The following is a 24,992-nucleotide window of genomic DNA, read 5'->3' as shown; positions in this document are numbered from 1 at the left end:
TGCCAGCATTTCTGACAACTGACAACTACCAACTGACAACCAGATTACAATTGGGCCAGGGCTTCGAGCAGCACCGCCGGGTCGGGGCGCTGCTTGAAGTTGGCGTCGGTGGCGGTCCAGGCAATGGTGCTGTCCCGGGCAATCACGAAAGTGCCCGTGAGTGGCAGTTCGCCACTGTCGTCGCCGTTGAACGTGGCCAGGTCGATGCCCACGCCGTGCAGGGTGTGGTACACCGCATCGCCCACCTGGTAGGCCAACCCATACTGCTTGGCCACGGTATTGCCGAGGTCGCTCAGCACCGGGAAGCGAAGCTCTTTTTCCTCAGCCGTGAGGCTGGTCAGGTCCGGCGTCTGGGGCGAAACGGCTACCAGCGTGGCGTTGAAAGCTTTAAAATCGGCCAATGCCTGGTTGTAGGCCCGCAGCTGCACGTTACAGTAGGGGCACCAGTTGCCGCGGTAAAACACCAGCACCACCGGGCCATTCGCCAGCAGTTCGGCCAGCGAAACCGGCTGGCCCACGGCATCGGGCAGGGTGAAATCGGGAGCCGTTTGGCCGGCCCGCAGGCTGTGCTGGGCCAGCCCGGCGGCGTGCACGGCCGCAATGCCGGCATCAATGGTTTGGCTGGCCGTAGCGGGCAGCACGCTGGCCAGGTGTTGGGCCGTTGCGGCCAGTTCATGCTGAATGGATACGGGGGCGGTGAGCGTGGACATGCGAAGTCGAGAAGAATATCTAGTTGGGGGAGAGAAACTTCTTCGGGCGTCTGTATCGGTCAAGGCTACAGTGCGGCGCAGGATAAGCCGGACTGTAGCCGCGCTTAGCGCATTCGATGAACCTGCGTGGCCCCAACGGGCCCCAGGGGCAACGGCATTCCCACGAAGAAGATAAAGGAGGTTGTTAAGCCGAAGTCAGGCTAGCAACAACACGGGCGACAACAGCACATTCGCATTCGCGCGGGGCGCGATGCCACATTTTGGCCGCCATCGGCCGAAACGAAGAAACCCGACACGACGGTGCACAAGGCAGCCGGAGCAGTCGGGAGGAGAAAAGCAGAATTCGAAGAATTTTCCATGGCACTCGAATCATCTGTCCCAGCACGGCCGAAGCGGTGAATGGGTAGGAATTGGCACCTTTCGTTTTGCGAAGGTTGCCAGTGGGTCACGGAGCCTAGTCTCTCGCCACTTCTGTATAAAACTTGAAAACTACCCACCGATAGCGGGGAGTACCTGTTTGGTATCGGCAAATGTACGGGAGAATTTTTGAGATGGGCAAGCGGTAGAGCGAAAATATTTTTTTTCGCCGGTTAAAATCGCCTGTCATCCTGAGTGAAGCGAGGAACCTTACCACACTCGCAGTGGTGTAGTTACTACACACCGTTCTTCGGTGACAAGGTCCTTCGCAAGCTCAGGATGACAGGCGATTTTGGCTCCAACAACTTCAGACCGGCCCCACCAAACGCAAAAAAGCCACCCTGAAACAGAGTGGCTTTTCTCACCTTTTTTCTGCAAAAAAGTACCTAGAGACTAGGTAGGGTTAACACCTGACCAACTTCAATGAGGTCGGGGTTAGTACCGATGGTGGCCTTGTTGGCCTCGTATATCTGATGCCACTTGGCGGCGTCGCCGTAGTGGTGCTTGGCTATTTTTGAGAGAGAATCTCCACTAACAACAGTATAACTGTCGCCGGAAGTTTCTGGTTTTGCATTTCCGAAAAAATCGGTGCCGCCAGCAGCGGGCTTAGCGGGCTCAACGGGTTTTTGCTCGCCTTTGTCGCTGATGAAATCGAAGAGTCCCATGGGATTTACAAAGTTAAATGATGCAACTGATTTCACCGGAAAACCTCGCGGTTGGGCCGGCCGGGTTGCTATACGCACAGGTTTGGCGGAGGTTTCGTTGCCAACTCTTTTGGTTTGATATCGTAAGCCGACGAGCTTCGCATTATGCAGGCTACCACTTTCATTCTTTCACCATTACCCGTTGTGCTCATGAAACTCCAGTCCCTTTTCTCGTTCCGCTATTTTGCTAGCCTGCTCGTACTTGTGTCGCTATTTGCCGCTTCGTGCAGCAACGACAAGGGCAAGGTGGAAGGTGTGAACATGCTGTACGGCACCGACAGCAAGGTGTGGAAAACCTCCAAGCAAACCGATGCCACCGGCGACAAAGTGAAGCAGACCAATGCCCAGGAAGACGAGCAGCTGCGCATCTTCGCCAATGGCACCTACAACATGACCGGCGCCACCGGTGCCGTGAACGGCAAATACACGTTCGACCAGGCCGGCAAAACCATCACGATGACGCCCGACGGTGCGACCACGAGCAACACCTTCGCGGTGGAAACCCTTACCGACGACAAGCTCACGCTGAAGTCGGCCGACGGTGCCGCGCTGATGTTGGAAGCTGAGTAAGCTTCGCAAATTGCTTTTGAAAAGCCCCGAACCGCGTTGGTTCGGGGCTTTTTTTGTAGTCGTATATTTTGATATGGCTGGCTGTAATGTGGAAATGCCAGTAACTTGCGGCCTCCTTCCGTGTGGCCCATTGTGGCCATTCCACTTTTTTCTGCTATTGATGTTTACCAGTTTTAAAGCAGGTGCCCTGGCCGGGGCGCTGCTGCTTACGGTGCCTTTTGCCCGCGCTCAGGCCCCTACTTCCCTGCCCACCCACGCGGTGCGCAGCATCAACCCCACGGACAATGACTTTCGGGATTTGGAGTTTTTGAAAGCCGAAATCGGCCCGGCGCGGGTGGTGATGCTGGGCGAGCCCAGCCACGGCGAGGGCAACGTGTTCGAAGCAAAAATCCGGCTCCTGCGCTTTTTGCGCGAGCAGATGGGCTTTACCACGGTGGCATTTGAGAGCGGGTTTTACGACCTGCACAAGGCCCAGCAGGCGCTGGAGGCCGGCCGGCCGGCGCAGGAGGCCTTGGGCAACAGCGTATTTTCTATCTGGACCAGTACGCAGGAGTTTCAGGCTCTGCTGCCATTGGTGGGCAAAGGCGGCCTGCGCGTAGCCGGCTTCGACCCGCAGCTGATGACCGATGGCTACAGCGGCGATATGGTAGACGACCTGGAGGAATTCCTGGCCCCGGACAAGAGCGCCGCCCTGCTCAACTTCGATTACCTCGACCAAGTCATCAGCTTTATGGGCCAGAGCTTTGCTTTCGTGCCTACTACCACGCTGGCCGAGTTTGAGAAGGAAATGGCCAAAGTGAATAAGCTCGTGGCTAAAGTCGCCACCGGCTCCGATGCCCAGCGCCGTACTGAGGCCGCGTTCTGGCAGCAGAACCTGCGCAGCCTGCTGGCGCAGGCCCGCGACTATGCCGAGCACGAGCCGGAATTGAAGACCAACGAAACCTTCAAGGCCAGCGACAGCAACCCGCGCGATGCCCAAATGGCCGACAACCTGCTGTGGTATGTGAAACAGCATCCGCAGGAAAAGGTGGTGTGCTGGGCCGCCCTGCCGCACCTGGCCAACCGCACCGACCACTTCGACACAGCTGAAATGCAGGCGTACCGCCCCATGGGCCGGGCCGTGAAGGACGGCCTCGGCCCCGACCAGGTCTACATTCTGGGCACAGTGGGCGGCGGCGGCAGCTACGGCCCGTGGTTCCGGGAAATCAAGCCGGTACCCACGCCGGCTGCCGGCTCACTCGAAGCAGAATTAATGGCTCAGCCCGCCGAATACGCCTTTGTCAGCCTGAAGCACGATGCCCCCAGCCGCCTGCTGACCACTTACGCCGTTGACTACACAGCCATGCGTGGCCCGTGGAGCGAGGCAGTGGACGGCTTTCTGTTTTTGCGCAGCGTGCACCCGACCCATAAGGCCGTATTGACTGCGGGAGCGACCGCCCCGGCGGCCGACAGCGCGGTGCTGGCCCGCACCACTCCCGACGGGCTGAATCCGGCCGGCCGGCCCGTGCGCCTGGCAACGGGCACAGCGGCCAACTCGGCCACGGTGCGCGGCGTGGTGCTCGACCGCAAAACCGGCCAGCCGGTGCCCTACGCTTCGGTGAGCGTGCCGGCCCAGGGCGTGGGCACGGTAGCCGACGGGCAGGGCCGCTTTGCGCTGCGCACCACGGGAAGCACGTTGCAGGTGAGCAGCGTGGGCTACGCCGCCATCATGGTAACCGCCACCACCGCGCCGCTGACGGTACGGCTGGCGCCGGCCGCCTACGAGTTACAGGGCGTGCAGGTGCGCGGCGAAAGCCTCGACCCGCGCAAGATTATGAAGAAGGTGCTGGCGGCTCTGCCGAAGAATTACGACCAAGGCGACTATCTGTCCGAAGTATACACCTACCGCCGCATGAGCAATTTCGACTCGCTGAGCTACGAAGGCGAATACGTAAGCCAGGTGCGGGTGCCAGCCGGGCAGAAAAACCTGCACGCAGGTTTTCTGATGATGGAGGACCGGGAGCAGCACCGAATTCGCGAAAAGCACGAAGTCAAGACCCTGGCGAAGGGGCTGAAAACGATTGTTATGCTGGGGTACGGGCAGGGCTTCTACACTGCCGGCGCCGACCCGGTGCGCACATCGCCGCTGTTTAAATCGGGGCGTTGGAAGAAGTATACGCTCCACCTCGACAGCGTGCTGACCCGGAACGGGGAAACGGTGTACCAGATTGGCTTCGTGGCCAAGCGGGCCAACCACCGCACCACCGGTACCTACCTGCAGGCCGGCTACCGGGGCCAGTTTGAAGTGCAGCAACGCGACTACGCCGTGACGCACTACGAAGCGAAGTGGCAGGGTGACACCGTGCTGCAGAACGCCGTGGCGCGCAAGTACGTGGGCAAGCCGGTGTTAACGGCCCGCCTCTATTCTAACCTTTATGCCCAGGAACAATCTGAGCATGCTGTTGACTACCTGCGCGCTGCTAACGGCCGCTACTACGCGTGGCACAGCCGGGGCTTGGGCCTCGAAGCGGGCCGGGTGCTGAAAACCGGGCAACGATTCTATCGGCAGCGCAACTGCGAGCAGTATTTCACGCTGCTGCCAGCCGGCACGCCGTTTCTGCCGCTTAACCCGAAGGCGGACTCACGCTGGGACGGCATGGAAACCTACCAGCTGCAATTCACCGACTTCCACCCCGAATTCTGGCAAACCTACCAGCGCCCGACAGCTGCCGCGACGCAGCCTAAACCGTAGCCGCTTTATCTGGGCGCTTGGCGAACACCCGCGCTACCCAGCGCGGCAGGAAAATGGTGCCGAGCACTAAATAGAGGTAGTAGGTGACCACCCGGTACAGCAGCACCATGAAGCTGGTGAGCGTGGCCGTGCCGATGAACTTGCCGAAGAACGTGGGAAACGCGCCTTCCACGATGCCCGCGCCGCCTGGCGTGATGGCCAGCAGCAGCAGCACTTTGTAGGTGAGGTTGCGGGCGAAAATGAACAGGAAGGTGTCGGTGTCCATCGGCACAAAGGCGGCGATAAGGCAGCCGATAACCATGTAGCGGGCCGTCCAGACGAAGAAGGTGCTGCCCGCCGCGCGCCACCAGTAAATAGCAGGGTTGCCGCGCAGCTGTGCCGAAGCTAAAGCCATTTCCTGCCCGTGGTGATAGGCTTTGCGCCGCCAGCGCTTCAGCACCAGCATGGAGAACAGGCGCACCAGCACCCGTCGCACCGAGCGCGGGTTGATGAAAATGGCGTATAGCATAAGGCCAGCATAAGCCGTGACTCCGATGTAGCTGACCACGAACAGCACCCGCAACGTAGCAATGAAGCCGCCCTGCAAGGCTTCGTGCGGGTAGAGGCCGGCCCCGGCAATAAGCACCACCAGCGGCACCATCACCACGTAGTATACATTGTCCATCAGGGCGGTAACCATCACGTAAGCCATCGATTTACCCAGCGTGATGCCTTCTTTGTGCAGGATAAACGAGGCCACCGCCGTGCCGCCTACCGCCGAGGGCAGCACACAGGAGGCAAACTCCCAAATCATAATCACGTCGAGGCTCTGCCGGTAGTTGAGCTCGCGCTCGGCAATGTGCCGGATGCGGTAGATGTAGCCGAAATCGCGGGCCAGCAGCACCAGCAGCGTAACGAGCAGCCACTCCCAGCGGGCGTGGGCCAGCGGGGCCAAATCGCCCGGCTTGTAGCTGCGCCAGAACATAAACCCCACTACCCCCAGCCCAATCACAATGGGCAGAATAAGCCGCGAAGGCTGCAGGCGCTGCAAAAAGTGCGCGTCGTCGTCGGGGCTGTCAGCGGCGGAAGTAGTTCGGAGCTTATCGGTCATCGAAGCAAATAAAGCGGCCGGGCAAAAGTAGGGCTTCGCCGGCGCGGCGCTGATTAAAAATCTATTACGCTCCCTAAAAGCAAACGTCATGCTGCAACTGGTGCAGCATGACGTTTCCACGTGTAATTATCGAACGAACCGACTAGGGCCGGCCGCCGGGGCTGCCGGCGGGCACCGTGCCGTTGGGCGTGCTCGTACCCGGCGACGGCGCGTTGATGGGCGTGCTGACAGGGCTGGGCACCGGCGCTACCGGCTGGCGGCGCATGGTGTCGGCGGGTTGGGCCGTGGCGGGGCGCAGGCCGGGGTAGCCGCCGGGGCGCTGCTGGCCGGGCATGGGCCGCGCAGTGCTGTCGGTGGCGGGTTTGCCGCTGGTGCTATCGGTAGCCGTCGCTGGGCGCTGCTGGCCGGGATAGCCGCCGGGGCGGGCGCCAGCGGGCGCGCCAGTGGGGGCACCGGTTGCACCGGCCGGGCGAGCGCCGCCCTGGCCGCCGGGGCGACCGCCACCGCCACCCGCTGGGGCACCGCCGCCTCCTCCGCCACCGCCGGCATCGACGCCACCGCCGCCTTCGCCTTCGCTCTTCAGGTCGTCGTTGTTGACGCTCTTGCCGCGGCGCGAGGGGCCCGCCGTGAGCTTGCCAATGCGGTAGCTGAAGCTGACCCGCACGCCCAGGGAGTGCAGTTCGTTGCGGCTGGCCTGGTCGATAAGCGGCGATACCACGTTGTTGCGGATGGTGATGCTGGGCGTAAAGAAGTTATCGAACCCGAAGCCCAGGCTGCCACGCTTCTCAGCAAAGTCGCGTTTGATGCCCAAGGTATAGAAGTAGAAGGCGCTTTGGTCGCCCTGCAGCTGCACCTGGCGGCCCCGGTAGAAGGCAAAGGCCTGCACGCCCCATACGGGCGTAAAATTGTAGGAGCCCCCGAGCCGGCCGCTGAACACGAAGCCTTGGTTGGAGGCGTTGAAATTGCGGTCGGGCACATTGTTGGTGAGCGTGGCGTAGTAAAAGTCGGTACCCGCGTTCAGGTTCAGCTTGGCGCCGTTCAGGTTGGCGTTGATGCTGCCGCCGTAGGCATTCTGCTGGCCAATGTTGGCGTATTTAGTCGCTACCGCATCGGTGCCGCTTACCGTACGCAGGGCCTCAATCGAGTTCGTCGTGTTGCGGATAAATGTGCTAAGACTCAGGTTCACGCGCTTCACTAGCGTGTTGTAACCCAGTTCATAGTTGTTGGTATATTCCGGCGACAATTCAGGATTCCCCTGGCTGGTATTCTTGGGGTTCTGGGCGTTTAGATTGGGGTTCAGGAACTGCAGCGAGGGGCGTTGAATGCGGCGGTTGTAGGCCAGCTTAAGCAGGTTTCCGTTCGAGAGCTTGCGCGACACGTTCACGCTGGGCACGAGCACGCCATAATTCGGGATGTCTGGAGCTTCCGATTTTGCAAAGCTGGCGTCGATGGTGGTGTACTCGTAGCGCAGGCCGGGCTTCAGCGTGAAGCCTTTGGGCAATGCCAGGGTGTAAGCCGCGTAGCCGGCCGTCACATTTTGGCGGTAGTTAAACACGTTGCTGGCCGAGAGCAGACCCACATTTGGCAGTACTTCGCCGTTGGCGCCGTACGAGGTGGTGGCGTAGTCTGAATTTACCAGGCGCAGAATGTTCTTGGCGCCCATTTCCAGCATCTGGGTTTTGCTGAGGGGGTTCTGGTAGTCCAGCTGCACGGTGTATTCCTCGTTGTAGCTGGGGTTGTCGTTGACGATGCGCGACGGGGTGCCGGGGTCGCTCGACTGGAAAATGGTGTTGGTGAAGCTGTTGGTGCGGTCGTTACGGCTGAACAACGTCAGCAGGCTGAGTTCGTGCTGCGGCTTCTCGAAGCTGTGCGTATAGTTCAGGCTGGCATCTACCGTGCCCGACAGGTCTTCGGAATAGGTGTCGCGCAGGTCGGTGCTGTAGGGCGTGCCCGTGGCCGAAGCACCCGCGTAGCTGGTGCGCCGCAGGCCGTCCTGGTAGTTATTGCCGTTGCGCGAGCCGTAGCTCACCGAAGCCTGCAGGGAATTAAACTTGTTGATATCGTAGTCCCAGCCCAGGGAATAGCGTCCAAAAATATTCTGCTGGCGCGAGTCGGCGCTTTGCAGCGTAGTGGTGGCCGCGCCGGTGCCCAGGCTGCGCGTCACCTGTGTGTTGGAAAACTCGCCCGGCGTGTTGTACTGGCCCCGGCCAAAGCCGCCGAGCGAAAAGCCCATTTTGCCGGTGCGCAGGCTGCCTTGCAGGCCCAGTTGGCTGCTGCGCAGGCCCGCGCTGATATTCACGCCCAGCGTGGCGCCGCGCAGGGTATTGGTTTTGGTGATGATGTTGATGATGCCGCCCGACCCCTCGGCGTCATACTTGGCCGAAGGCGAGGTGATGACCTCCACGGTCTTAATCTGGTCGGCCGGAATCTGCTTCAGAGCATCGGCCACGCTGCTGGCCGCAATGGTTGAGGGCTTGTTGTTGATAAGGACCTTGATGCTGGAGCTGCCGCGCAGGCTCACGTTGCCGTCGAGGTCCACGCTCAGCATGGGCACGCGCTTGAGCACGTCGGTGGCATCGCCACCGCGGGTGGTCTGGTCGTTTTCGGCGTTGTACACCGTGCGGTCTACCCGCTCCTCAATAATGGCCTTCTGGCCCGTCACCACTACTTCGCCCAGCTTCTGGGCCGAGGCCGCCATGCCAATGGTGCCCAACGCCGTCGCCTCGCCGGCCGTCACGACGACGCCGGTGCGGGTGATGTTGGTGTAGCCCAGGAAGCTTACCTGCACGGTGTAAGTGCCAGCTGGAATGCCCGCCAGCACAAACTTGCCGTCGTCGCCAGCCACGCCGCCGTTCACGGGCTTGTTGTCCGCATCGAGCACGGCTACCGAGGCGTACGACACGGGCTTGTTGGTAGCAGCATCCGTTACGGTGCCGGTGATGCGGCCAGCCGCGGCGCGCGGCGCAGTGGTGAGAGCGGGCCGCGTGCCAGCCGGAGTTCCTTGTTGCGCGTTAGCGGCAGTTGCAGTGCCCAGCAGGGCCGTTAGCAAAACGGCCGAGGCCGGTAATAGGTGTTTCATATACTGACAATGCGTAGCGGGCAAAGTGCCGCAAATCGTGCCGGAGGTTGCACCCGGCCTCCCTCCGAGGTGTAAAAATCTCTATACTAAAATTCTAACAGCCAACTGGCCGATTTGGCTTGCCGATACGCAAAGGTTGAGGCAGCCGCTGCCGGGCCAGGCAAAAACTAGATTATCGTGGGCCGAACCCCGACCAAACCCCCGATTATGTCGCTCTCAACAACCGCTCTTCGCGCCGCGTCGTACCTTTGTGCCAGCCCAATAATCTTTTAGCGGGTCAGGCGGTTACATCCCCGTCACCAATCCCACCACGCCTGTCCTGATGATAGTTGAACCCGGCCCGCTGCTCGCGGCAATTGACTCGCCCGACGACCTCAAAAAGCTCGCTCCCGAGCAGTTAGTCCAGCTCAGCACTGAGCTACGCGACTTTATCATCGATTCCGTCAGCATCTACGGCGGCCATTTCGGGGCCTCCTTGGGAGTGGTTGAGTTGACCGTGGCGCTGCACTACGTCTTCAATACGCCCCACGACCAGCTCATCTGGGATGTGGGCCACCAGGCGTACGGTCACAAAATTCTCACCGGCCGCCGCGAGCAATTTCCGAACAACCGCCGCTACAAAGGCATGTCGGGCTTCCCGAAGCGCAGCGAAAGCGAATACGACGCTTTCGGCGTGGGTCACAGCAGCACCAGCATCGGAGCGGCGCTGGGCATGGCCGTGGCGTCGGACTACAAGGGCGAATTCGACCGCCAGCACATCGCCGTAATCGGCGACGGCGCCATGACGGGCGGCATGGCCTTTGAGGCCCTCAACCAGGCTGGTGTGGTGAACTCCAACCTGCTGGTTATCCTCAACGACAACTGCATGAGCATCGACCCCAACGTGGGCGCGCTCAAGGAATACCTCACCGACATCACTACTTCCCGCACCTACAACAAGGTGCGCGACGAGTTGTGGAACGTGCTGGGCAAGCTGAGCAAGTTTGGCCCCAACCCCCAGCAGATTGCCCGCAAAGTAGAAGCCGCCATGAAGGCGACCCTGCTCAAGCAGAGCAACCTGTTCGAGGCGCTGAAATTCCGCTATTTCGGCCCCGTCGATGGACACGACGTGCAACACCTCGTCACCATCCTCAACGACCTCAAGTCCATTCCTGGCCCCAAGTTGCTGCACTGCGTCACGGTGAAGGGCAAGGGCTACGCGTTGGCCGAAAAGGACCAAACGCTGTGGCACTTCCCGGGTCTGTTCGACAAAATCACCGGCGAAATCTCGAAGAAAACGCCCGATAAACCACAGCCGCCCAAATACCAGGATGTGTTCGGCCACACGCTGCTGGAGCTAGCCCAGGCCAACGACAAAATTATGGGCGTGACGCCGGCCATGCCCTCGGGCTCGTCGCTGAACATCATGATGGCGGCCCTGCCCGCCCGCACCTTCGACGTGGGCATTGCCGAGCAGCACGCCGTTACGTTCTCGGCCGGCCTGGCCACGCAGGGGCTGGTGCCGTTTTGCAACGTGTATTCCACGTTTATGCAGCGCGGCTACGACCAGGTGATTCACGACGTGGCCCTGCAAAACCTGCACGTCGTGTTCTGCCTCGACCGGGCCGGCTTTGTGGGGGCCGACGGCCCCACCCACCACGGCTGCTACGACTTGGCCTATATGCGCTGCATCCCCAATATGGTGGTGTCGGCCCCCATGAACGAGCAGGAGCTGCGCAACCTGATGTACACCGCCCAGCTGCCCGAAAACGCCGGCCCGTTCAGCATCCGCTACCCGCGCGGCGAGGGCGTGATGCCGCAGTGGCGCACGCCCCTGCAGCGCGTAGCCATCGGCACGGGCCGCGTGGTGCGCGAAGGCGAAGAGGGCGGCGTGGCCATCCTCAGCATCGGCCACATCGGCAACTACGCCGTGAAAGCCACCGCAACCCTGGCTGCCGAGGGCCTCAATACGGGCCACTACGACATGCGCTTCTGCAAGCCCTTGGACGAGGAGATGCTGCGCGACGTAGCCCGCCGCTACCGCGCCATCGTGACGGTAGAGGACGGCTGCCTGCCCGGCGGCTTCGGCTCGGCCGTGCTCGAATTCCTCACCGACCACGGCTTCCACCTGCCCGTCGTTCGCCTCGGCATCCCCGACCGCGTGGTGGAGCACGGCACCCAGGACGAGCTCTACAAAGAGTGCGGCTTTGATGCGGCGGGCATTGCCCAGGCCGTGCGCGAGTTGGGCACTAAAGTGGCGGCCGGTACGCGGGCTACCGTGCTGCGGTAGATTCTGCGTTTTGAGATAATAAGAAGCCCTCGTAGCGGTTGCTGCGGGGGCTTCTTATTGAAGCTGTTTAGAAAGTCGGTTTGGCGTTGATTTTCCGCAAAAAGAGGACGATAAAGGCCAGCCAATGGAAGGCCAGCCAGTTGCCGATGCTGGTTTCATAGCGCACGAGCAGGGTTTTGAAGCTGTCGAGCCAGGCGTTGGCGTGTTCGACCACGGCGCGTCGGCGGTAAAGTTCGGGGTCAAAAAACGTGTCGTTGTCGGTCTGCCAATCGGTGGCGCGGCGGTTGCGGGCAATGTTGGCTTCGATGCCGCGCGTGGCACATGCCTGGCGTAACTCGTTGGTATCAAAGGCGCTATCGGCATTTAAAAACAGTCCGTCCACGGCAATGCCGGCCGCTTCGAGCAGGATGCACAACTCCTCAAACAAGGCGGCCAGCCGGAAGCTGTCGTGGTGGTTGCCCGCCTGTGGGGTCGCGCAGGCCAGGGGCTGGCCCTGGTTGTCGGTCAGAAACAGGGCCGTGGTGGTGCGGGCCTTTTTGCGCCCTTGGTAGCCCACAGCAGCCCCGCCGTTTTTGGCGAGCGTGTGGCTGCCGTCGAGTTGAACGCTGGAACAATCGAGCCAGTGCTTGTTCAGGCGTAAGACGTTGAGCCACGCCTTTTGCCACGAGCCGTCTTTGCGCCACTTGTTGAACCGGGCGTACACGCCCTGCCAGGTCAGGACGGCACCGGTAAAGAACTGTTTAACGGGCAGCTAGCGCCATTGGCAGCCGGTTTTGAGCTTGTACAGCAGGGCTTCGAGCAACTCGACGGGTTCCACCCGGCTGGGGCGTCCGCCCTGGGGCTGGGTCAGGTGGGGCAAAATCCAGGTACGGATAATATCTTTGGGCAGGACTTCCATGAAGCAAGTGAAACGAGGTGGGGCACACCCAGACTAAACGCATTTGAATAAGCTCGACAGTTTGAAAGCGATTTCAAGGCACTTTTTGCTTTTATGAACTCCGCAGTCGCGGCAATCAAATTCAGCAAATGTGCCCGCGCAGCCCCTCTGAATAGTCGAGCTTATTCAAATGCGTTTAGTCTGGGGTCACACCCCAAATTTCGCCTGTATTGTGGGAGTCTTTTGCGTTTCTGTTCACTCTTGCCGACTTTCTAAACAGCTTCATTGTTTTAGGCAAAAGTGGTTTCGTCGCTCACGCGCAATTCCACGGCAATGGGGGCCTTCACCAATAAGTTGAGTTGTGCACTTCGTGCATCGGTTGTGGCGGTGCGGGGCGGAAAGTCCTCGGTGAAACCAACGCAGATAATGGCTTGTACAACGCTACCCGGTGGAATTACCCCTAGGTCGTAGAAGTCGTTAATGGTCGCGGCCAGTTGTGGAATGCACTTTTCGACTCGGGCGGTTCGGCGTCTGAAAACGCCGTGCGAGAACTCTACGAACCGGATTTGCTGCTCGTGGGCCAATGCACAATCGCAGCGGGTACCATCGCCGGAGTGGTAGAGGCAGCAGTCAATCGTAACCAGGTGGACCGGGCTATTGGTCGTATTCTTAACCGTGAAATCGTTGACCTGCACCCCGCCTTCGCGCCTGGCAGTTGGCTGGCGCTTGATGGGGTCCGTAGCGCCCTCTTCGCGCTCCGCCAGTGGCGGGTCGTAGAGGTAGAATTCAGGGTCAGGGTGGCTACTGAGGCACTTCGGGGCGATAAGTGCCGTGAGGCGAACAATCATTTTACAGCAATGCCTTTCGACAGGCGAATGAGGTTGTCGAAAGCATCGGCGGCATCACCGGACAGAGCATCCAGCTCATTATTGTCAATCATCCCCAGCTCGTCGTTCACCAACGACTGCACGCCCCCATTTTCCACCTGGTAGCAGGCAAATTCCTTGGGATTAATCCAACTGGCCTCGGGCACGATGGCCGCTACTTCTTCCCGGCGGTCAGGATGTTGCTCGGCCACCTGGAAAGCGTAGAGCAGCAAGTTGAGGTGCGACAGAATGTAGGGGCTGTGCGTGGTAATCGTCAGGTCGTTTTCGCCCTTCGTGCACTTCTCCACCAGCCAGTTGAGTAGCCCTTGCTGGGCCGTGGGGTACAGGTTCAGCTCCGGCTCTTCGATGATGAAGCTCTGCGCCTGTTCGGTGTTGCGGCTCAGATGCTCCAGCAGCACCAGCAGCGGCGTGACAGATTGGATGCCGCTGGCGGTTTCAAAGAGGCGAAACAGGGTTTCTAAGCCGGGGACTTTAATGAAGTCTTGGCCGTTGCGGTGGAGATATTTAACATTGAGAAAAGGAATGTCTAGCTCGGGGACTTCTTTGCGAGAAAGCGAGAAATTATTCGCGAATCTTAATATGTCCTTCGGCAGGCCAATATCATCCCGCAAAAAACCAGCCCATGAATATTCTACAGTTGGCAGTAAAACTCGATTGGCAGGAAAGAATTGGGGACGTACATCGTAGAGTCCTTGCTTGGTCATGCGAGATATAACACCAATCTTGATTTTTGCATCATTGATTAGTTTATCGATTTGATTCTTAAAAGAATCAGCATCAGACTGTTTTTCTGATTTTGAGAATTCATCTAGGTTGCTTTTGGCCTCAGTCATATCGCGAACAGCTTCTGCAAGTAGTTCACCATTGGTCTTATGCTGAGAAAAACTATGTGCCCCTACAACAAACCCTTTGATAAAGTCAATACCTCTGATTGACTCTTCCTTTGCGAATGTTGCTTCAGACGAAGAATGAATAAAATTTGTCAGTGAAAAGTCGGAAAACAACTTGTGCTTTTGACCTTCTGCATCAGTATGATGTTCGGGGTTAACGTAGAAATTGTAGGAATCCTCTTTGAACACCGCCGCCAGCTTCGCCAGCGTGCTCTTGCCGCCACCCGTGGGGCCGATGAAAACCGTCACGCGCTTAAAGTCCACGGTGGCGTCTTTTATCGGGCCGAAATTCTTGACAACTAGCTGCTCGTTCATGGGATGCTCAACAAAGGGACGGGGCCAAAAGTAACACGCGGCGGCCCCCGTTGCCGGGAACCGCCGCGTGGGCAATGCTACTGCAACGGGCTTAGCGGTACTGCTCGCGCTGGAAGCCGGCGGCGCGCAGCTCGGCCTTGTATTCGGCGGGGTCGGGGTAGTTGGCGTCGAGGACTTTGGCCAGGGAGTAGAGGGTTTGCTCGATTTGGGCGCGCAGGATATCCTTGGTGGCCACGGCTTTCGAAATGTCGCCGTTGGTGTCGGTGAGGAGGCCCTTTAGCTCGTTGTAGCGGGTGGCGATGGGCTGCCAGAAGGCGGTGCCGTGGTCGCCGTCGCCGATTTTTTCGGTGGCCAGGCCGGCCACCAGGGTGGTGAGGGCCGCCGCCCGGCGGGTGCGGTCGCGGTCGATGATGTAGGCGGCCCCGTTTTTCACGATGCCCAGCGTGGGGTAGTAGGCAAGGGCCTTTTTCTTGTCGTACTTGTCCACGAGGCGGGCCTTCACGCGGTAGAGGTTGGCTTCGATTTGGGCATCGAGGTCGAGCAGCTCGTCGGCGGCTACGGGGCGGGCCGAGCCGGCCTGCTGCCGCGAGTCCACGGCGGCCGCGTAGTCGGCGGCCAGCCGGGTAAACTTGGCGGCGGTGGTGTAGCGCAGCGTGAGCCAGGCCTGGCCGGGCCAGTACTGAGCGGCGGCCGTGGCCTGGGCGGCCAACTGCTGGTCGTTGGTAGCCAGCAGGGCGGTTTTGCGGGGGTTGGGTTGGATAGTGGGTTCCATTATGTGGTTGGAGAATGGGAATTGATGAGTGGCTAAAGTACTGAACCGGCGCGTAGTTCCAACCCAACGCCCCCGGCGGGTCCGCAGTACTTCGCAAATGACTTTTGTGCCGTCAAAAGAGGTTTGCGCAGCTTCGCAACGGTGTCCGGTGCGAGCAAAACCGGCTTGCGAAGCTTCGCCAGGCATTCTGAACACCCGGCAGGGCTTTGCGAAGCTGCGCAAGGCCGTTTTGGGCGCGCAAAACAGGTTTGCGAAGTGTAGCGCGAACTTTTAGTTCGCGGCCTCGCGCCGGTGAAGCAGTCCCATATCGTGCGGGGACGCGAACTAAAAGTTCGCGCTACTCCACCAAACGGCCCCAGTTGCGGGGAGAACCGGGGCCGTTGGTAACGCAGGCGAGCAGCTGCTACTGCAACGGCGGCAGAGCGGCCTCGGCGTTGTTGCCGAGGGTAAGGCGCCGGTGCGGGACCCTACCCAGGCAGGCGGCTGGACGAATAATGAACTATTAATTATTGTTATAGCACCAGGTTTGAAGCTAATGTTCTAACTTTGCTTGCTTTAAGCCTATTATCAGTTTAACTAACAGCGCTGCATGAGGGCTGTTGATGACGGGCTCAATTCAAGGCACAACGATTTTCGATGCCTTGGCTAACGCTTTCTTTTCCCTCATTTCCAAACTTTATGCAAACACGAATATCCAGGCCTCTTTATGTCCTGTTGCTGCTGACCCTGTTCCTGGGGAACGCGGCTACTGCCCAAAATCTGCTTACAAACCCCGGTTTCAGCGCGGGCAACACGGGCTTTATTTCCACCTATCTATTCGTGACGCCGCCCGGTACCGACCCCGGCGCGGGCTCGTACACCATCGGCTCCGACAACCGGGCCTACAACGCCAACTTTCTGGCCAGCTACGGCGACCACACCACCGGCACCGGGCAGTACCTGATAGTGAACGCGGCCACCACGCCCCTCGTGGTATGGGAGCAAACGGTGACCGGCCTGACCGCCAATAAGCCCTATCAGTTTTCGTTCTGGCTGCTCAACACCTACCCAACCAGTAAGGCCCGCCTGCAGGTGTCGGCCAATGGCGTAGACGTGGGTTCGGCGTTCAGCAACCCCAACGACGGCGGCAACTGGCAGCTGAACACCTTGACCGTGAACCCCGGGGCCGGCACGCGGCTCGTGCTGCGCCTGCGCGACCTGAACCTGGATGGCAACGGCAACGATTTCGGCCTTGATGACCTGTCGCTGACCGCCCCGATGGCCAACAAAAAGCTCGCGGTGAACCCCGTGACGACGGCGAGCATCAGCACGTCGGCCACCATCAACGCCACGGCTATCAGCCCGCTCAGTGCCACCATTACCGGGCCGAACGGGGCCACGGTCGACTTGTTCACGCTCGTGACGGTGCCAGCGGTGGGCGTGCTGCGCATTGGCAGCACGGGGCCCGCGCTGGCCGCCGGCCAGGTGCTGACCGCGGCCCAGGGCAGCCAGCTCTACTACTCGCCGGCGGGCAGCACCACCCAAAACACGACGTTTACCTACACGGCCACCGACAGCAACGGTGATTTCAGCGACAATACGGCTACCTATACCATTCCGCTGGTGGCCCCGGCGGCCCCGGCGGGCTGCGGCCCGGCCTACGGCGGCGGGCCGTCGATGAGCGGTTTGGCGGCAAACTACTACCCCGGCTATTTCAACGACAACTTGGCCTTTTTCGGCAATACCACGTCGGGGCTGACGCGCATCGACCCGCAGCTGAACTTTACCAGCAGCACCACCACGGCCGCCACCGGCTGGGGCTCGATTATTCCGCCTGCTACCGCCGGGGCCACCGCCACCGACCCCGACCAGTTTTCGACCCGGCACCGCGGCAGTGTGTACATCCCCACGGCCGGGGCCTACACCTTCTACCTGACTTCTGACGATGCCTCCTACCTGTGGCTCGATGGTGCCGCCTTCGCTCCAACCATTGCCAATGCCACCATCAACAATGGCGGCTTGCACGGTCCCAACACGGTGCAGGCAACGGCAACCCTGTCGGCTGGCTTGCACAACCTGCTGGTATATTTCGGCGAGCAGGCCCTGGGCAACGTCCTCACGCTGGAGTATAGCAGCACAGCCGGGGCGGGCATCAGCCGCCGCATTGTGCCCAACGCTGCGCTGTGTGCCGGGCCCAGTGCCCTGCCACCCGTGGCCACGGCCGTGAGCAACGCGCCCGCCATGCCAAATACCAATGGCCCGACGGCCATTGCCTCGCTGGCCGGCACCGACTCCAACGCGGGCGGCGCGGTGACGGGCTACCTCGTGAGCAGCCTGCCCGCAGTCGCCAGCGGCATTCTGTACGTCGGCCCCAACCCCGTACTCGCCAACCAGACGCTGACGGCAGCCGAAGCCGCCACGCTCAACTTCGACCCGGCCCCGGCCTATTCCGGCAACGCCACTTTCCTGTTTTACGCAGTGAACAACGCGGGCATTGCGTCGAACCAGCCCGCCACGTACACCATTCCGGTGGTGGGCGCGGTCGCCGACGTGACCACGGCCCTGAGTGGCCCGACCACGCTCGGCGCGGGCCTGTCGTCGGGCACGTTCACGGCCACCTTCACCAACAACGGCCCGCAGGCCGCCACGCTGCTCACGCAAACCGTGCGCCTGCCCACCGGCGCCAGCATGACGGCTGCCCAGCAAGCGGCGCTGCCCGCCTCGGCTTCGTATGATGCCGGCACCCAGACCATTGACTTTGGCACGGTGCCCGTAGTGAACAGTGCCACCACCAACACCTACACGTTCAGCTTTATCGTGCCCACGGCGCAGGGCCCGAAGTCGTTGGTGAGCACGGCTGGCACGAGCACGAGCCAGGGGGCCAACGCGGCGGCCGACCGGTTTACGCTGGCCGTGAACGTGACGCCGGGCAACTTCTTCGTTACCAACGACGACAGCAACGAGGTACCCGGCAACGCCACCAAGTCGGGCAACATCATCCTCAACGACGCCAACCCCGCCAACCTGGCCAATTCCGCTTTCGATGCGACGCTGGTTACCCGCCCCGCGCATGGCACCATCACCTTCAATGCCAACGGCAGCTACAGCTACACGCCGGCCAGCGGCTACCTGGGGCCCGACAGTTTCACCTATAAGGTGTGCGTACCTGGCACCACGCCTCCCTGCTCAAATGTTTCGACCGTGCACCTGAATGTGTACGACGCCGGCTTAGTGTGCACCATCGGCACGGGCACCAACCTGTTGGCCAACCCCAGCTTCACCAACGGCAACCGGGGTTTCACGTCGAGCTACGGGTACGTAGCCGATGACCCCAACAGCACCAGCGAGCTGATACCAGAGGCGTTGTATTCGGTGGGCCCCGACGCCGCCGACCTCCATCCCCGCTTTGCGGGCACGGGGCGCCACGGCAGGGGCGATGATTTCATGATGGTCAACGGCTCGCAGAACCTGTCGGTGGTGTATCAGCAAATCATTACCGTGCGCGCCAACACCTACTACAGCTTCTCGGCCTACGCCAACAGCATCAACCCCGGCAGCCCCGCTCAGCTCGGCTTTGTTATCAACGGCAAGTCCACTTCGACGGTCACGACCCTCGACGGCACCACCAACTACGTGCGGATTTCGGACCTGTGGTTTTCGGGCAGCAACACCACCGCTGTGTTCGAAATTCGCGACGTGAACAAGGCCTATGGCGGCAACGACTTTGGCCTCGATGACCTGTACATCGGGACTTGCGCCAAGGGCCTGGTGGCTAACAATGTCACCACCCCGGTCATGCGGAATAATAGGTCGGTCACCAATATTCCGCCCCTAAGCGCCACCGTCACAGCGGGCCCGCCCTTGGATTCGTTTACCATCCAGACGCTGCCGTCGTCTACAGCCGGGGTACTCTATTTGATAAACGACCCTGTTATTCCGGGGCAGGTCATTCCGAAGCGCAGGGCCAACCAACTGTTCTTCGACCCCGTGGCCGGGTATACGGGCACGGGTGCGTTCACCTACACGGCCACCGACGAAAGTGGGGCGGGCAGCAACAACACGGCCACCTACTCCATGCCGATTGACCGCCCCCTGCCCGTGGAACTAGTCGGCTTCACGGCCAAAGCGGTGCGCGCTGTAGATGCCCAGCTGAGCTGGAATACGGCCAGCGAGGTCAACAGCGCGTACTTTGAGGTGCAGCGCAGCGCCGACGGCCTCAGCTTCGCCAGCCTGACCCGGGTGACCGCCCAGGGCAACAGCACCGCGACTACGACCTACGGCTACACCGATGCCGGCATCGGCACCACCGCCACCGGCACGCTGTACTACCGGCTCCATCAGGTCGACCGCGATGGAACAGCCAGCTTCTCGCCCGTGCGCGCCGTGCGCTTCGGCCAGGCCGTGGCCCCCGGCATCGCGCTGTTTCCGAACCCCACCGCCACCACCACCCACCTCGACCTAAGCCGGTTGCCCATCGACACCTACCAGGTGCGGGTGCTCGACAACGTGGGCCGTGAGGTGCTGCGGACTACGGGCGAAGGCGGCAGCATTGGCGAGCTTGATACCCATGCGCTGGCCAACGGCATCTACCTGGTGCAGGTGCAAGGCGCCAATGGACAACACTTCATCAAGCGCCTGTTGAAAGAATAGGCCCCAAGGCTCCGTCAAATCAAAAGCCCGGCTTCTCCATTTTGGAAAAGCCGGGCTTTTTTACTTGATGCGTAACTCAACTGGTGGGAGCAATTCCCTAAGTGCTCCCCACCGCTTTTAGAACGCGGTTTGTAGGGCAGCCAGCATGGTTTTCAGGCCGGCCTCGGCGTCGTGGCCGAGGTTCACGCGGAGGGTGCGGCGGCCATTGTCGCGCAGGGCCTGCAAGTCGCCAAGCGCCTGGGCATTTTTGAAGGTGCCGAAGGTGTAGGAGCGGCCGGGCAGGGCCAGGTCCTGCGGGTTATCGTCGGTGAACTGGATGAATAGGCCCGTGTTGGGGCCGCCCTTGTGGTACTGGCCGGTGCTGTGCAGGAAGCGCGGACCGTAGCCGGAGGTGGTGGCCAGGTGCAGCTCCTGCTGCACCCGCTGGCGCAGGGCCAGCAGGCTGGCGCTCACGGCGGGCGTTTCGGTCAGGTAGGCTTGCAGGCACACGAAATCGCCCGGCTGGGCCTGGGCGAAGAAGGCTTTGAACACGCCGGCGGCACCTTCGCCGTGGGCGGCGGTGTAGTAGTCCACGCCGTTTTCGCTAGCGGCGGGGGCTTGACCCTCGGGCAGCTTGCCTTCTGTTTCCACGGCCTTCATCAGCTGGTCGGTTGCCGTTTTGGCGGCCTGCACGTTGGGCTGGTCGAAGGGGTTAATCTGGAACACGGCGCTGGCCACGGCCGTGGCCACTTCCCAGCGGTAGAACTCCTGGCCGAGGTCGAAGGCGTCCTTCATCAGCAGGGTGATGACGGGGTGGCCGGCGGCGGCGAGAGCCTGCAGCTTGCTGGTGTTGGCCTCGTCGGCCTGGCCCTGGTAGCCCACGTACACGAACACGCGGTCGGTGCCGTAGATGCTGGGGTCGCCCAGGGGCTCGCCGGCCACGGGCAGGATGCCTTTGCCTTCCTTGCCGGTGCTTTCGGCGATGAGCTGCTCCAGCCACAGGCCGAGGTCTTGCAGCGACTCGGGCACCACGAGGGTAAGCTTGTCGCGGCCCTGCCCGGCCAGCACGCCGAGGGCGGCACCCAGCTCCAGGCCGGGGTTGCTATCGGTGGGGCCGTAGGCACCGCAGGCGCGCATCATCAGGATGGCTCGCTCCAGAATCTCGCCGATGGGCAGGCCGTAGAGAGCCGCCGGCACCAGGCCGAAGTAGGTGAGGGCCGAGAACCGGCCGCCCACCTCGGCGAAGTTGAGGAAGATGCGGCGGTACTTGGCGGCCGTGGCATCCTTCACGAATTTGGAGCCCGGGTCGGTGATGGCCACGAAGTTTTCGCCGGCTTGGTCGCCTTTGATTTCTTTGACTTTGGCGTAGAAATAGTCGCCGAAAGCCAGCGGCTCGGCCGTGGTGCCGGATTTGCTGGCCACGATGAACAGCGTCTCGGCCAGCGGCAACCCGGCTTCGATGGCGCGTACCGCGCCGGGGTCGGTGGTGTCGAGCACCGACATCGGCAGGCCGTTTTCGCCTTTCTCAAACGCGGATTTGAACACGATGGGGGCCATGGTGCTGCCGCCCATGCCCATCACCACCACGTGCCTGAAGCCGGCGGCTTTCACCTCGTGCACAAACTGCTCGATTTCGGGTACCGCACCCACCATCGTTTCGGCCACGCGCAGCCAGCCCATGTAGCTGCGAATGCTGAACTGGCCGGCTTCGTCGCCCGTCCACAGGTCGGCCTTCTTGTCCCAGAAACCGGGCACGAAGTTGTCGGCGTTGAATTTGGCAATCTGGGCATCCACGGCCGCCTGGTACTGGCCCAACTGCATGGTGGCTTCGTCCACCTTGTCTTTCACGGCAAGGGCGCGCTTCTTTTCGATGGACTGCATGAGCTTGGCGAAGGGCTCCTTGAACTTGGCCGCGCCATCTTCTTCGAGGTGCTGGGTCAGCTCATCGAGGTTCAGGCCGAGCCCGGGCAGGCGGGCGAGCACCTCTTTGGTGTGCTCCAGGTTGTCTTCGAGGGTGACGGCCACCTTGCCGCTTTTGCCGAACAGGTCCAGCGTTTCCACCGGCACGGTGTTCACCGTGTGCGGGCCGATGAGGCCGTCGACGTAGCGCAGGTTGTCGTATTTGGGGTTTTTGTTGCCGGTGCTGGCCCACAGCAGGCGCTGGGTTTCGGCCCCCTGGGCGGCCAGTTCCTCCCAACGCGGACCGGCGAAAATCTGCTTGTACATCTGATAGGCCTGCTTGGCGCTGGCAATGGCTACCTCGCCCACGAGGCTTTGGGCCAGGGCAGCTTTCTCGCCGCCTTCGGCCGCGATTTTCTCCAGCTGCGGGTCAATCAGCACGTCGATGCGGCTCAGGAAGAAGCTGGCCACCGAGTCGATGCGGGCCAGCGGCTCGCCGGCCTTGGCGCGGTCCTCAAGGCCGGCGATGAAAGCTTCGGCCACCAGGCGATAGCGCTCCAGACCGAAAATCAAGGTCACGTTCACATTCACGCCTTCCGAAATGAGGCGGCGGATGGCGGGTAGGCCTTCGAGCGTGGCCGGCACCTTAATCATCACGTTGGGGCGGTCCACCGCTTTCCACAGGGCCAGGCCCTCGGCGATGGTGCCGTCGGTGTCGTTCACCAGCTCGGGCGATACTTCGAGGCTCACGTAGCCGTCGGAGCCGTGGCCTTCGCCGTCGTACAGCGGGCGGAACAGGTCGCAGGCAGCCTGCACGTCGGCCACAGCCAAGCTGGTATAGATTTCGTCGGTGGTTTTGCCCTGCAGCGACAGGGCCTTAATGGCCGAATCGTAGTCGGCCGTGTCGCCGATGGACTTGGCAAAGATGGCCGGGTTCGAGGTTACGCCGCGCAGGGCTTCGTCGCTGATGCGGCGCTGGAGCTTGCCGTCGATGATGATGGGACGGCTGATAAAGTCCAGCCACAGGCTTTGGTCGAACTGACGGATGTCAACGAGAGGGTTCATGGAGTCGCAATTGGTTCAAGGGCCCAAAGGTCAGGCACGATGGGGGTTGTTTTCAACCGGTGTACGCTAAATAGTGAGAAAGAGGGCGGGCATGGTTGGGGCATGGCTAAAACAGAACGTCATGCCGAGCGCAGCCGAGGCATCTCGCTTGGGGCAGTAATCATGAACACACATGCAGTTGGATTACTATTGCACGCGAGATGCCTCGGTTGTGCTCGGCCTGACGGCTTGAGGCCCAAATCTGCTGCTACCGTTGTACCGCCACGGCCTCGGCCGCCTCGCAACGCTGCTTGAGCACCATCAGAATCCGGCCCTGGATTTCGCTCATCACGTAGCTCGTCCACAGCCCGGCATACCAGTTGAGGTGGGTGCTCAGGCGCTGTTGGCTGTGCAAGAGCAGTCGGGTGCGGCCGGGGCCGAGGGGCTGCAATTCGTAGGTGCCACGCAACACATCGAAAAACTTGCCGCCTACGATGACGTGCTCATCAAATGTGGTGGGCGGAATGGTGGCCGTGTTGGGCACGATGCTGAACGAGAGGCGCTGCTGCGGCACCCACTCATCCACGGTTTCAATAAACTCGACGCCCCGCTCGAAGGTGGCGTGGCGCACACCGCCCACGCCCTCGTGCGTGAGCGTGGCTTCGACGGGACGCGGAAAGCCGATATCGTCAATCACACTGTGGCCCAGCTGCTGAGCGGGAATGGGGGCTACGCGAATAACGTGCTGCCACACCACGGCCGCCGGCGCGTTGATGATAAGTGCGTTTTCGACGCGGCGGAAGTCGTTGGGGTTATTCAGGAGGTTTTCGAGGGGCGCGGCGATAAATGGCAGAATGGCGAAGGCGGCTACAACGAGGGTTTTGTCGCCGCGCTTGGGCAGTTTAGCCGTCAAATCAATGTAGAGGTTAGCCCCGAGGTAGACCATCACTAAATAAAGCGGCGTGATGATGAGCACGCAGATAATTCCTTCCAGATGAAACAGCAGCGCACTGCCCAGAAAAGTAAAAACCACCAAGTAGGGAGCCCACAGCATTCGCCACCATTTTGAGGCAGTAGCTGGAATGAAGTGTGCCGTGATGGCCCCCAGTGCCAGCGGCATCACAAGCAGGAAGCCCCAACTCAACAGGCCAGTATCGAAGATGGTGCGGAACGTACCGGCGGCAAACAAAAAACGGGTAGCCAGGGAATAGGCCAGGCCGACTCCAAGCGCCAGCAGAAACGGGTAGCGTTGCCGTGGAATGTTCATGAGTAATTTTGATGAAATTGAAACAGTTGGCGCGGGCTTGCCAGAGCTTCTTCTGGCATGGCCGCGCCAACTGTTTCGCAAGGTACCTGCCCGCATGACGCCCACTACTACGCCGCCCACCATCGTTTTCCTGCACGGCTTCGCCGAAAGCCGCGAGGTCTGGTCCGACTTCACCCGCGCTTTCCCCGACGGCTACCGCCTGCTGGCTCCCAACTTGCCCGGCCACGGCACCAACCTGGCGCCCGTGCCCGATTTCTCGATGGAGGCCCAGGCGCGCTACGTCATCGACTACCTCAACCAAAAAGGCTGCCCCGAGCCGGTGCTGCTTGTCTGTCACAGCATGGGCGGCTACGTGGCCCTGGCCCTGGCCGAGCGCTGGCCCCAGCGCGTGGCCGGCCTGGCCTTCATCAACTCCTCGGCGCTGGCCGACACCGACGAGAAGCGCCAAAACCGCGAAAAGAACATCACCTTCGTGCAGAAGCACGGCGTGGGCAAGTTCATGGAGTCGTTCGTGCGGCCGCTGTTTGCCCCCACCAACCGCGACCGCCTTACCGAGGCGCGCGGGCTGCTGGAAGAAATTGGCAAAGCCACCCCCGAAAACACCATTGCCGGCGCGTTGCGCGGCATGGCTGCGCGGCCCGACCGTACCGCCGTGCTGGCCAAAGCGTCTTTCCCAGTATTAATGGTGGCCGGCAAGCACGACGTGGCCGTGCATTTCGACGAAGCCGTGCGCCAGGCGGCGCTACCGCCCATCGGGTCGGCGCTGTTTCTGGAAGGCAGCGGGCACCTCGCGTACCTGGAGCAGCCTGAGCCCACGCGCCGGGCAGTGTTGGCGCTGGCGGCCGCGGTGTTTGGGCGGTAGC

At 61.3% G+C, this 24,992-nt stretch carries 16 protein-coding genes and 1 riboswitch; of the genes, 5 read left to right on the top strand and 11 right to left on the bottom strand.

Annotated elements, in window-relative coordinates; all coding sequences use genetic code 11:
• Nucleotides 1-44 precede the first annotated feature (44 nt).
• Both ABD837_RS07410 and ABD837_RS07405 read right to left on the bottom strand, forming a co-directional pair.
• Nucleotides 45-710, bottom strand: a complete 666-nt coding sequence (locus ABD837_RS07410; protein WP_345052307.1) for a peroxiredoxin-like family protein — start codon at nt 708-710, stop codon at nt 45-47.
• 366 nt (nt 711-1,076) lie between these two features.
• Nucleotides 1,077-1,192, bottom strand: a riboswitch (SAM riboswitch).
• 321 nt (nt 1,193-1,513) lie between these two features.
• Nucleotides 1,514-1,792 (bottom strand): LysM peptidoglycan-binding domain-containing protein, encoded by a 279-nt coding sequence (locus ABD837_RS07405; RefSeq protein ID WP_345052306.1) that lies wholly within the window; start codon nt 1,790-1,792, stop codon nt 1,514-1,516.
• Nucleotides 1,793-1,981: 189 nt separating this feature from the next.
• On the opposite strand from ABD837_RS07405, the gene ABD837_RS07400 reads away from it, so the two are divergent.
• Together ABD837_RS07400 and ABD837_RS07395 are read left to right on the top strand one after the other, a co-directional pair.
• The gene (locus tag ABD837_RS07400) at nt 1,982-2,401 is read left to right on the top strand and encodes a hypothetical protein (protein WP_345052304.1); all 420 of its coding nucleotides are present in this window, start codon (nt 1,982-1,984) and stop codon (nt 2,399-2,401) included.
• 160 nt (nt 2,402-2,561) lie between these two features.
• Nucleotides 2,562-5,132, top strand: a complete 2,571-nt coding sequence (locus ABD837_RS07395; protein WP_345052301.1) for an erythromycin esterase family protein — start codon at nt 2,562-2,564, stop codon at nt 5,130-5,132.
• Here ABD837_RS07395 and ABD837_RS07390 read toward each other — a convergent pair.
• Both ABD837_RS07390 and ABD837_RS07385 read right to left on the bottom strand, forming a co-directional pair.
• Nucleotides 5,122-6,222, bottom strand: coding sequence for a lysylphosphatidylglycerol synthase transmembrane domain-containing protein (locus ABD837_RS07390; RefSeq protein WP_345052298.1), 1,101 nt, complete (start codon nt 6,220-6,222; stop codon nt 5,122-5,124). The two genes, ABD837_RS07395 and ABD837_RS07390, sit on opposite strands and share 11 nt — an antisense overlap.
• Before the next feature lie 142 nt (nt 6,223-6,364).
• Nucleotides 6,365-9,301, bottom strand: coding sequence for a TonB-dependent receptor domain-containing protein (locus ABD837_RS07385; protein ID WP_345052295.1), 2,937 nt, complete (start codon nt 9,299-9,301; stop codon nt 6,365-6,367).
• 322 nt (nt 9,302-9,623) lie between these two features.
• Between ABD837_RS07385 and dxs the strand changes: the two genes are divergently transcribed.
• Nucleotides 9,624-11,570, top strand: coding sequence for a 1-deoxy-D-xylulose-5-phosphate synthase (dxs, locus tag ABD837_RS07380; protein ID WP_345052293.1), 1,947 nt, complete (start codon nt 9,624-9,626; stop codon nt 11,568-11,570).
• Between the two features lie 67 nt (nt 11,571-11,637).
• On the opposite strand, the gene ABD837_RS07375 is transcribed toward dxs, so the two are convergent.
• The 5 genes from ABD837_RS07375 to ABD837_RS07355 all read right to left on the bottom strand — a co-directional run bounded on the left by ABD837_RS07375 (nt 11,638) and on the right by ABD837_RS07355 (nt 15,311).
• On the bottom strand, nt 11,638-12,273 hold the full coding sequence (locus tag ABD837_RS07375; protein WP_345052290.1) for a transposase: 636 nt from the start codon (nt 12,271-12,273) through the stop codon (nt 11,638-11,640).
• Between the two features lie 48 nt (nt 12,274-12,321).
• Nucleotides 12,322-12,468, bottom strand: coding sequence for a hypothetical protein (locus tag ABD837_RS07370; RefSeq protein WP_345052288.1), 147 nt, complete (start codon nt 12,466-12,468; stop codon nt 12,322-12,324).
• A 269-nt stretch (nt 12,469-12,737) separates the two neighbouring features.
• Nucleotides 12,738-13,295, bottom strand: a complete 558-nt coding sequence (locus tag ABD837_RS07365) for a hypothetical protein (RefSeq protein WP_345052285.1) — start codon at nt 13,293-13,295, stop codon at nt 12,738-12,740.
• Nucleotides 13,292-14,539, bottom strand: a complete 1,248-nt coding sequence (locus ABD837_RS07360; RefSeq protein WP_345052283.1) for an AAA family ATPase — start codon at nt 14,537-14,539, stop codon at nt 13,292-13,294. The genes ABD837_RS07365 and ABD837_RS07360 overlap by 4 nt, the downstream gene beginning before the upstream one ends.
• A gap of 91 nt (nt 14,540-14,630) precedes the next feature.
• Entirely contained in the window at nt 14,631-15,311 is a 681-nt protein-coding gene (locus ABD837_RS07355; RefSeq protein WP_345052281.1) for a hypothetical protein, read from the bottom strand.
• Between the two features lie 678 nt (nt 15,312-15,989).
• Between ABD837_RS07355 and ABD837_RS07350 the strand changes: the two genes are divergently transcribed.
• Complete coding sequence (locus tag ABD837_RS07350; protein WP_345052279.1) at nt 15,990-19,940, top strand: cadherin-like domain-containing protein; 3,951 nt, start codon at nt 15,990-15,992, stop codon at nt 19,938-19,940.
• Nucleotides 19,941-20,057: 117 nt separating this feature from the next.
• Here the strand turns inward: ABD837_RS07350 and ABD837_RS07345 are convergent, their stop codons facing one another.
• Nucleotides 20,058-22,883, bottom strand: a complete 2,826-nt coding sequence (locus ABD837_RS07345) for a bifunctional transaldolase/phosoglucose isomerase (RefSeq protein WP_345052277.1) — start codon at nt 22,881-22,883, stop codon at nt 20,058-20,060.
• 247 nt (nt 22,884-23,130) lie between these two features.
• Nucleotides 23,131-24,129 (bottom strand): SRPBCC family protein, encoded by a 999-nt coding sequence (locus tag ABD837_RS07340; protein ID WP_345052274.1) that lies wholly within the window; start codon nt 24,127-24,129, stop codon nt 23,131-23,133.
• Between the two features lie 94 nt (nt 24,130-24,223).
• Here ABD837_RS07340 and ABD837_RS07335 point away from each other — a divergent pair, with 94 nt between their 5' ends.
• Nucleotides 24,224-24,991: an alpha/beta fold hydrolase gene (locus tag ABD837_RS07335; protein ID WP_345052271.1), complete on the top strand. Its 768-nt coding sequence runs from the start codon at nt 24,224-24,226 to the stop codon at nt 24,989-24,991.
• Nucleotide 24,992 lies beyond the last annotated feature (1 nt).

The organism is Hymenobacter glaciei, assembly GCF_039539585.1.
Taxonomy (GTDB): domain Bacteria; phylum Bacteroidota; class Bacteroidia; order Cytophagales; family Hymenobacteraceae; genus Hymenobacter; species Hymenobacter glaciei.
Note: the sequence above shows the minus strand (reverse complement) of the source record. Positions and strands in the feature narration are given on the sequence as shown.

What these genes read in the sequence shown, in the direction of transcription:
- ABD837_RS07410 (WP_345052307.1), bottom strand. Translation starts at nt 710, where the DNA reads ATGTCCACGCTCACCGCCCCCGTATCCATTCAGCATGAACTGGCCGCA.
- ABD837_RS07405 (WP_345052306.1), bottom strand. Translation starts at nt 1,792, where the DNA reads ATGGGACTCTTCGATTTCATCAGCGACAAAGGCGAGCAAAAACCCGTT.
- ABD837_RS07400 (WP_345052304.1), top strand. Translation starts at nt 1,982, where the DNA reads ATGAAACTCCAGTCCCTTTTCTCGTTCCGCTATTTTGCTAGCCTGCTC.
- ABD837_RS07395 (WP_345052301.1), top strand. Translation starts at nt 2,562, where the DNA reads ATGTTTACCAGTTTTAAAGCAGGTGCCCTGGCCGGGGCGCTGCTGCTT.
- ABD837_RS07390 (WP_345052298.1), bottom strand. Translation starts at nt 6,222, where the DNA reads ATGACCGATAAGCTCCGAACTACTTCCGCCGCTGACAGCCCCGACGAC.
- ABD837_RS07385 (WP_345052295.1), bottom strand. Translation starts at nt 9,301, where the DNA reads ATGAAACACCTATTACCGGCCTCGGCCGTTTTGCTAACGGCCCTGCTG.
- dxs (WP_345052293.1), top strand. Translation starts at nt 9,624, where the DNA reads ATGATAGTTGAACCCGGCCCGCTGCTCGCGGCAATTGACTCGCCCGAC.
- ABD837_RS07370 (WP_345052288.1), bottom strand. Translation starts at nt 12,468, where the DNA reads ATGGAAGTCCTGCCCAAAGATATTATCCGTACCTGGATTTTGCCCCAC.
- ABD837_RS07365 (WP_345052285.1), bottom strand. Translation starts at nt 13,295, where the DNA reads ATGATTGTTCGCCTCACGGCACTTATCGCCCCGAAGTGCCTCAGTAGC.
- ABD837_RS07360 (WP_345052283.1), bottom strand. Translation starts at nt 14,539, where the DNA reads ATGAACGAGCAGCTAGTTGTCAAGAATTTCGGCCCGATAAAAGACGCC.
- ABD837_RS07355 (WP_345052281.1), bottom strand. Translation starts at nt 15,311, where the DNA reads ATGGAACCCACTATCCAACCCAACCCCCGCAAAACCGCCCTGCTGGCT.
- ABD837_RS07350 (WP_345052279.1), top strand. Translation starts at nt 15,990, where the DNA reads ATGCAAACACGAATATCCAGGCCTCTTTATGTCCTGTTGCTGCTGACC.
- ABD837_RS07345 (WP_345052277.1), bottom strand. Translation starts at nt 22,883, where the DNA reads ATGAACCCTCTCGTTGACATCCGTCAGTTCGACCAAAGCCTGTGGCTG.
- ABD837_RS07340 (WP_345052274.1), bottom strand. Translation starts at nt 24,129, where the DNA reads ATGAACATTCCACGGCAACGCTACCCGTTTCTGCTGGCGCTTGGAGTC.
- ABD837_RS07335 (WP_345052271.1), top strand. Translation starts at nt 24,224, where the DNA reads ATGACGCCCACTACTACGCCGCCCACCATCGTTTTCCTGCACGGCTTC.